Consider the following 8,457-nt stretch of genomic DNA (forward strand, 5'->3'; position numbering starts at 1 on the left):
AATCCTCTCCCCCTCTCCCCTTCACCCCCTCTCCCTCTCTAATACCATAGGCAATCTAGATGCAACACAGCTTAGCATGGGAATTCTTCATATATCTCTTCTCTTTATCTGCGTGAATCTGCGTCAATCCCTTCTCATCTGCGGTCAAGAAATTATCTTTTTTTAACCGCAGATGAGGGCAGATGCAACACAGATTAACGCAGATTAATTAGATCGAGTCCGGTTGCTGTGTCCGTGGTTGACTGTTGACTGAATTTTACGCCCTGCTTTTTTTTACTCGTATTTTTTAATTAAAAACCCGGCTTCTCCGAGAAACCGGGTTTTTAATCAACTGTATTTATCCGTTGGTAGAGTGCATTAATGGCTTAATGCGAATTCGGGCAATTTCGGCTCAGATGAACCATCGGGCAACACTTTAACCTGACCGTTTTCATCTACATCAACGATCGCCTTTTGGCCTTCTTTCAGCTTCCCAGACAGCATTTCCTCAGCCAGTACATCTTCCAACAACCGCATGATTGCGCGCCGCAAAGGTCGAGCACCGTAGCTGGGATTGTAGCCTTCTACAACTAACAGTTCCTTGAACTTTTCTGTGACGGACAAAGTAATACCCTGTTCGCTTAAACGGCTGAAAACTTCCCGCAACATGAGGTCGCCAATCTGCTTGACTTCTTCCTTATTCAACTGGCGGAAGACAATAATGTCATCCAAGCGATTCAGAAATTCGGGACGGAAAAACTGTTTCAGTTCCTCGTTGACCAAATTGCGAACGCGGTTGTATTGAACATCTGCAAAGTTGTCATTAAACTCAAAACCGAGACCGCCGCCGCCTTTTTCAATCACTCGCGAACCGATGTTTGAGGTCATGATCAGCAGCGTATTCTTAAAGTCAACTGTCCGACCTTTAGCATCAGTCAAGCGACCGTCTTCCAAGATTTGCAGCATCATGTTGAAGACATCCGGGTGAGCTTTTTCGATTTCGTCGAACAGCACGACGGTGTAAGGACGGCGCCGGACTGCTTCTGTTAGTTGGCCGCCTTCATCGTAGCCAACGTAACCCGGAGGCGAACCGATGAGTTTAGAAACCGTGTGGCGTTCCATGAATTCGGACATATCTAACCGAATCATGGCTTCTTCGGAACCGAAGAAATATGTTGCCAGGGCTTTTGTAAGTTCCGTTTTCCCGACGCCTGTGGGGCCGGAAAAGATGAAACTGGCGATCGGGCGATTCGGATTTTTCAAGCCTACCCGCGCGCGGCGGATGGCCCGAGAAACTGCGCTGACAGCTTCTTCTTGACCGATCAAGCGCTGGTGCAGCGTGTCTTCCATGTGCAGCAGCAATTCAGATTCGGATTCTGTCAGCTTGCTGACCGGTACTCCCGTCCAATTAGCCACGATGTGCGCGATGTCTTCTTCGGTGACGATGGGAGAGATTTTGACTTGGCTTTTGTTGATCGTAGCTTCGGCGATTTCGGCTTCAATTTCTAATTCGCGATCGCGCAATTTTCCAGCTTTGTCGAAGTCTTGCTCGCGCACTGCTGTATCTTTTTCTTTTGTTACTGCAGGCAGTTGCTTTTTGAGCTCTTTAACTTCGGGCGGGGTTTGTGAATTCATCACGCGGACGCGGGAACCTGCTTCGTCAATTAAGTCGATCGCCTTGTCTGGCAAAAACCGATCGTTAATATACCTGTCTGACAGTGTGGCCGCTGCTTCTAAAGCTGCGTCGGAAATTGTCAGTCTGTGATGCTGTTCGTAAGCCGATCGCAACCCGTACAATATTTCTATTGTTTCAGCCACGCTCGGTTCGCCGACTTTGATCGGTTGGAATCGGCGTTCTAAGGCCGCGTCGCGCTCGATGTGTTTGCGATATTCGTCCAAGGTAGTTGCGCCGACACACTGCAATTCGCCTCTAGCCAGGGCTGGTTTGAGCATATTGGAGGCGTCCATGCTGCCTTGAATTGCGCCTGCACCGACTAACGTGTGAATTTCATCTATTACCAGAATGATGTTGCCGGCAGCACGAATTTCGGCCATGATTTTCGTCAGCCGTTCTTCAAATTCGCCTCGGAACTTTGTACCAGCAATCAGCGAACCCATATCGAGGCTGATTACTTGTTTGTCTTCTAAAATTTCCGGGACGTTTCTATTAACAATCCGCTGGGCTAAGCCTTCGGCGAGGGCTGTTTTGCCGACTCCCGGTTCGCCTACTAAGACTGGATTGTTCTTCGTGCGGCGGCCGAGCACTTGGATCACGCGCTCGATTTCATTTTCGCGGCCCACGACGGGATCGAGTTTGCCTGCTGCAGCTAACTTGGTCAGGTTTGTACCGAATTCTTCTAAAGTCGGGATTTTGCGATCGCCGCTATCCCCCCTGCCTCCGGGTACCGCCGCCACTTCTCCCACGGCACGAATTACCTGCGTGCGGACTCTCTGGCGATCGATCCCCAAGTTTTGCAGCACTTTCCCCGCCACCCCTTCGTCGTCTTGGATCAGCCCCAGCAGGATGTGCTCGGTGCCAATGTAATTGTGGCCTAACTGCCGCGCTTCGTTGAGCGCCGTCTCAAAAATGCGCTTGACGCGGGGCGTAAAAGGAATTTCCGGCGGGAGGAACCCGGAACCTCTGCCGATGATATTTTCGATTTCATTGCGCGCCTCTTTCAAGTTGAGGCCCATATCCAGTAAGACTTTTGCAGCGATGCCAGTGCCTTCGCCCACGAGTCCCAGGAGGATTTGCTCGGTGCCTACAAAATTGTGGCCGAGGCGCCGCGCTTCCTCTTGGGCTAGCATGATTGCTTTAATGGCTTGTTCTGTAAAGCGTTCAAACATATTTTTTCTATCCTACTGTCTTGGCGAGGGCTGTATCGCTGCTGGTAAGGAGCGATTTGGAACTTTACACCAATTATAGATGTAAATTTTTGTGTATTTCCTTCTCTAACAATGTATCGTTGCTAAGGGGGGGCGAACAGGGGGGAGAGCCGAATAGTAGGGGTGTGGTTGCCGTCAAGAATCATGCTATCTGCTGTGCCTCAATCTACTGTCCCACAGCCACCCTGTCAAGCATTCTCTCAAAGAAAGCAAGCGAAACTGTTTCGAGTACGAGCTAGGAATGCTTTTGTTTGCAATGATGCGCTGCGATGCAGAGTATTTCGCCCCAAAGCAATTTTATTTTAACAGGTTAAGGGACTTGGGGGATCTCCGGCTCGCAATGGCAAAATTGGCCGCGTTTTTCATCAAAAAATGGGTCTGAAACCCCGTCCTTTTAGGACGGCTTTACATGAATTATCGTTTACATTTACTATGTCACACAAGACGTGCTACTATGTGAAATAGTAAGTTTAAGGTAGACATGACTCTAAAAGCCTTCAGCTATCGATTCTACCCAACGCCGGAACAAGAAAGTTTGTTGCGACGTACTTTGGGTTGTGCTCGTTTAGTCTACAACCGTGCTTTAGCCGCAAGAACTGAAGCTTGGTACGCAGAACAAAAACGGGTAGGGTATGCTGAGACTTCTTCGATGTTAACCGAATGGAAGCAAACCGAAGAACTAAATTTTCTCAACGAAGTTAGCTGTGTACCATTGCAGCAATGTTTGAGACATTTACAAACGGCTTATACCAACTTTTTTGATGGGCGGGCAAAATATCCTAACTTCAAAAAGAAACGCAATGGTGGTAGTGCAGAATTTACCAAATCAGCATTTAAGTTCAGAGATGGACAAGTCTACCTAGCAAAAAGCACGCAAGCATTACCGATTCGCTGGAGTCGGACACTACCCGATGGTGCAATCCCATCAACCTTAAGCGTGAAGCTTGCACCATCAGGTAGGTGGTCAGTCTCTCTGCTGGTAGATGTTGAAATTGAATCATTACCCAAAACAGACAATCAAGTCGGCATCGACCTGGGGATTACAAGCTTGCTTACTCTAAGCACTGGCGAAAAGATTGCCAATCCCAAAGGATTTAAGGCAAAGTATCGCAAGCTTAGAAGAGCGCAAAAATCTTTAAGTAGCAAGCAAAAAGGGTCAAACAACCGTTACAAAGCACGCCTTAAGGTAGCGAAAGTGCATCAAGAAATTACTGATGCAAGGAAAGATAATCTTCACAAGTTAACAACGCGGTTGGTGCGTGAAAACCAAACCATCGCCGTAGAAGACTTAGCTGTGAAGAATATGGTCAAGAATCGGAAACTATCTCTAGCTATAAGTGACGCAAGTTGGGGCGAGTTAATCAGAGAACTTGATTACAAGTGCGATTGGTACGGTCGCACTTTAATTAAAATTGATCGCTGGTTCCCGAGTTCAAAGCGATGTGGAAATTGTGGCTACATCGTTGACAAATTGCCGTTGATTATCCGGGAATGGGACTGTCTTCGGTGCGGCACTCACCATGACCGAGACATCAACGCGGCAAAAAACATTTTGGCGGCAGGGCTTGCCGTGTCAGTCTGTGGAGCGACCGTAAGACCCGAACAGAGTAAATCTGTGAAGGCTGGTGCGAAATCCCCTCGGGGACGGAAGCAGAAACCCAAATAGTGATGTTTGGGAATCCCCGTGCGTTTACGCCGGGGTGAATGTCAATTGCTATTATTTGCATACTTGCCGGAGGAATTACCCGGAGTTGAGCCGGCAGTTTTTTTGTGCTTTTGGCTTTTTTAAGCCTGACAGTTTTATCCTATTTTAAAGCAAATTTATGGTGCCCGACTGCGAATAGATGCGAGCAGGTGCACAAGGTTTCAATCGTCACGCACCATAACTCGCTCTGCACCTGTGACTCGCATAGCCGGAGAAATCATGAAAACTTAAGAAATGTACTTTTTTGGTGCTTTTGCCTTTTTAACTATAGCGGTTCTCAGGAAAGTAAGGTACTCTTCCTGCGCGGGCCAATGCCCTGCGCGGGCCAATGCCCCATGCCCAATGCCCAAGAACACCTCATGTTACTGAGAAAGGCTATATTACACTTTGCTACTTTTAAAGCCATCGTGAAAGCAACTGTTCAATTACTTTTACAAAGCCGATCGCAATTTGGATCAACGGCCAACCCACCAGACAAATTAACACCGCCCAGCGAGTTTTAATATCCAAACCTTGGCGAACCGCCACAATTACAGCTAGCAAACTCCACACAGCTAATATCCGCTCTATTCCTTCTCCCAGCAAGGGAATTAAGGTTAAGAAATTCAGCGCCTGGGGGGAGTAAGCAAAGCCGATCGGAACCAACAACTCCCTATAAGTTACGTGACCCGGTTTCAGCCACCCTCCGATTTTAAATATAGTGAAAGTCCAAAAATAATAACCCCCCGCGACTGCCAAACCCTCTATCCAAAGTCCTAGAAATAATACTGATAGCTCAGTTCGGTTGATTAACAAGATGACGGCACTGCCCAACACCCGGGACACCGCAGCTAAAATTACAATTGTTAAAGCTATCCGCTTAGTTCTGCGAGTGTAGGGAGTTTTTTCGTAAAAATTGCCGTTCAAAGAAAGTGCGTTCCAAATCGTTCCCCCCAAACCTGCAATTGAATCTTCTCCCTTCACGTTGAAGTCCTGCTCCTCAAGATGGTTGACAATTTATACAAAATAAGCTCTAATACAGCAGAATCACCGAAATATTTCTACCTAATTAGGTAATTAATTGGCATTCTACCAGATTTTATTAAATGCTAAGATTGATTTTACGGATACTTGGGTGGCTGCGCGGGAGAAGTTTAAATTTGTTGCTCGTCGCAGGTGTAATCCTGTTAGTTTGGGGCATTCTTTCCCCGGTGGGAACTGTTATATGGTGGCTGGGCCAAAGTGCAGAAACTTTGGGTTTCAAGAAAAATCCGCCGGAGATATTGCCCTCAAACAACGGCAATATAGAAGCGCCCAAGTCTTCGCCGCTCAATTGTTATATCATCTTTTTACCGGGAGTTGGCGATTTTTCGGGGGACGAATTAACCCCAGGAGAAGAGTTTTTTCTCAAGCGTTTAGTTGGAAGTCACCCGCAGTGCGTAGCAGTGGGCGATGTTTTTCCTTATTCAGCTTCTAACAAAAGTTTAGGAGGACAGCGGTGGCTAGCTCCTTTTTGGCGGTTTGCAGAAAACGCAAAAAGCGGACCGATTGCAGGGGATATATTCATCAAAATTCGCAATCTCTGGAGGTTTGCAATTTCTCTTGATTATCGCTACGGTTTTGCATACAATCAGGGCATGGCTAATGCAATTATCGATCGCATGAATGCTAAATCTCCCATTACAGTTAATCCTCAACAACCTTTGAAAGTTATTTTAATTGGCACTAGCGGCGGCGCACAAGTTGCTTTGGGTGCTACTCACGATCTTAAAGAATGGCTGAATGCAGAAATTACTGTTATTTCGGTTGGGGGCGTGTTTTCGGGAGAGAAGGGTTTTGCAGAGGCCGATCGCATTTTCCACTTGCGCGGCACTCGAGATTCAATTGAGGATATTGGCGGCATAGTTTTTCCGAGTCGCTGGTACTGGTTCGCGACTTCTCCTTTCAATCAAGCTCGTTTACAAGGTCGCTATGCAGAAGCTTTCAGCGGCCCTCACAAGCACGACGGCGATGATGGATATTTTGGGGAAAATCAAGCGGCGGACGGTAAAAAGTATGTCGATATAACTCTGGACAAGATTAATCAATTGCCTGTTTGGTCGAAAAGCACCTCCAATTGATGAGTTCTTGCATATTCGATGCCTGTACAATTATAATTAAGTTAAGCTGTTGCGGCATTTAAATAGAATGTCAACAAACAATTCGGTGTCTTGTGGGGTGGGCCGTCTAGCCCGCCCTGAATATGCAATTTAAATGCGTGACAGCTTAGGAGGAAAAATTTTAGTTTTAATTTATTCATAAAGAGAGGAGTGGGGTGCATCATTAAAAACTAATTTTATTATAGTCAATCGACCGGAGATAGTATCAATCGGTAGCATAAGCTATTCAGCAGTTAAATTGCATCTAAAATAATAATAAAGATATTCTGAACCGTTGCTCTGAGCCAGGTTAGGAATATACAATTTAAATACACAACCGCTTAGTCATTAGTCATTAGTTATTAATTGTGTCATTGTTCGTTCTGCGTCCCTTGAAGCTTGGTCTTGTTGCCTTCCAGTCTCTACCTCCAATTCGCAATTCCCGATGCCCGATGCCCGATGCCCTATTCCCAATTCCCTATTATCAATGTCTCGACCAACATTATATATTGCCATCACGAATCACGGATTCGGCCACGCTGTCCCAGTCTCCTCCGTAGCTGCAAAAATTCAAGAATTAAATCCAGATATTTTACTAATTATTACAACAACTGCACCTCGCTGGCTGCTAGAATCTTACATTGGTGGCGACTTTATCCACCGTCCCCGCGCTTTTGATGTGGGTGTCGTGCAAGCTGACAGTTTGAATATGGATAAAGACGCGACACTGGAAAAATTGCGGGAAATTCGGAAAAAGCAAAATTCGCTAATTGCAAGCGAAGTGAATTTTATCAAGCAAAATCGGGTGGGTTTGGTGCTGGCAGACATTCCTCCTTTGGCAACGCGAATCGCCGCATCTGCTGGGGTTCCTTGCTGGATGATGGCCAATTTCGGGTGGGATTTTATCTATCGAGATTGGGGCGGGGAATTTGCAGAAATAGCAGATTGGATTGGTGAGTGTTTCGGAATGTGCGATCGGCTTTTTCGTCTTCCTTTACACGAACCGATGTCAGCTTTCCCAAATATTCAAGATGTTGGCTTAACTGGCGGCAATCCTCGCTACAGTAACGATCGAGTTCGGGAAATATTCGGAATCGAAACACCGCTGGAAAAAACTGTATTGCTGACTTTCGGCGGACTGGGTGTAGAGGACATTCCTTATCAAAATTTACAGCTATTTAGCGACTGGCAATTTATCACTTTTGATGCTGGATGTCCCGATTTGCCGAATTTGATTAAAGCCACAAATCAGGAGTTTACAAAATTTCTCCCGATTTTACCGCGTCCTGTTGATATTATGCCTGTCTGCGGGCGCTTACTTTCTAAACCGGGATACAGCACTTTTGCGGAAGCTTTGCGCTTGGAAATACCTGTTGTTTCTATAATGAGAGAAGGTTTTGCAGAAGCTCCGGTGTTGCTGGAATGGCTTCAAAATTATGCGGAACATCAAATTGTGACGGCGGCGGAGTTTTTTGAGGGAGATTGGGAGTTTTTGCGAAGACCGCTGCATCCGCCCCGTTTGTCGGGTAAATTGGATAAAAATGGTACGGAGGCGATCGCCCAAGCTGTTGTAGATTATTTTAGATAAGGCGATTGAAATCGATCCTAGACAAACAAAGCTGGAGGAGGGCGATTGAAATCGCTTAACAGTTAAACAAAGGAGGCGCAACGCCAGACTGAAGAGTTCTGCATCAGTCTCATCCAAAATCTAAAATCTAAAATCTAAAATCTAAAATCGATAGTCTCATCCAAAATCTAAAATCTAAAATC

At 46.2% G+C, this 8,457-nt stretch carries 5 protein-coding genes; 3 read left to right on the forward strand and 2 right to left on the reverse strand.

Translation table 11 applies throughout. The annotated features are described in order from the left end of the window. Positions 1-357: 357 nt before the first annotated feature. Positions 358-2,826 carry an ATP-dependent Clp protease ATP-binding subunit gene (locus QUB61_RS13325; protein WP_333129043.1) on the reverse strand — a complete coding sequence of 823 codons (2,469 nt, stop codon included), beginning with the start codon at positions 2,824-2,826 and terminating at the stop codon, positions 358-360. Between the two features lie 520 nt (positions 2,827-3,346). Here QUB61_RS13325 and QUB61_RS13330 point away from each other — a divergent pair. Next, positions 3,347-4,531: an RNA-guided endonuclease TnpB family protein gene (locus QUB61_RS13330; RefSeq protein WP_333129046.1), complete on the forward strand. Its 1,185-nt coding sequence runs from the start codon at positions 3,347-3,349 to the stop codon at positions 4,529-4,531. A 435-nt stretch (positions 4,532-4,966) separates the two neighbouring features. Here QUB61_RS13330 and QUB61_RS13335 read toward each other — a convergent pair whose 3' ends face one another. Beyond that, positions 4,967-5,533, reverse strand: coding sequence for a hypothetical protein (locus QUB61_RS13335; RefSeq protein WP_333129048.1), 567 nt, complete (start codon positions 5,531-5,533; stop codon positions 4,967-4,969). A 122-nt stretch (positions 5,534-5,655) separates the two neighbouring features. On the opposite strand from QUB61_RS13335, the gene QUB61_RS13340 reads away from it, so the two are divergent. Then, positions 5,656-6,669, forward strand: a complete 1,014-nt coding sequence (locus tag QUB61_RS13340) for a hypothetical protein (RefSeq protein ID WP_333129050.1) — start codon at positions 5,656-5,658, stop codon at positions 6,667-6,669. Positions 6,670-7,174: 505 nt separating this feature from the next. Then, complete coding sequence (locus tag QUB61_RS13345) at positions 7,175-8,275, forward strand: glycosyl transferase (protein WP_333129052.1); 1,101 nt, start codon at positions 7,175-7,177, stop codon at positions 8,273-8,275. Positions 8,276-8,457: the final 182 nt, after the last annotated feature.

This window comes from Microcoleus sp. C2D2 (assembly GCF_036702495.1).
In the GTDB taxonomy this organism is placed as follows: Bacteria; Cyanobacteriota; Cyanobacteriia; order Cyanobacteriales; family Microcoleaceae; genus Microcoleus.

Coding starts and splice junctions, on each gene's coding strand:
- QUB61_RS13330 (WP_333129046.1), top strand. CDS start 3,347: ATGACTCTAAAAGCCTTCAGCTATCGATTCTACCCAACGCCGGAACAA.
- QUB61_RS13340 (WP_333129050.1), top strand. CDS start 5,656: ATGCTAAGATTGATTTTACGGATACTTGGGTGGCTGCGCGGGAGAAGT.
- QUB61_RS13345 (WP_333129052.1), top strand. CDS start 7,175: ATGTCTCGACCAACATTATATATTGCCATCACGAATCACGGATTCGGC.
- QUB61_RS13325 (WP_333129043.1), bottom strand. CDS start 2,826: ATGTTTGAACGCTTTACAGAACAAGCCATTAAAGCAATCATGCTAGCC.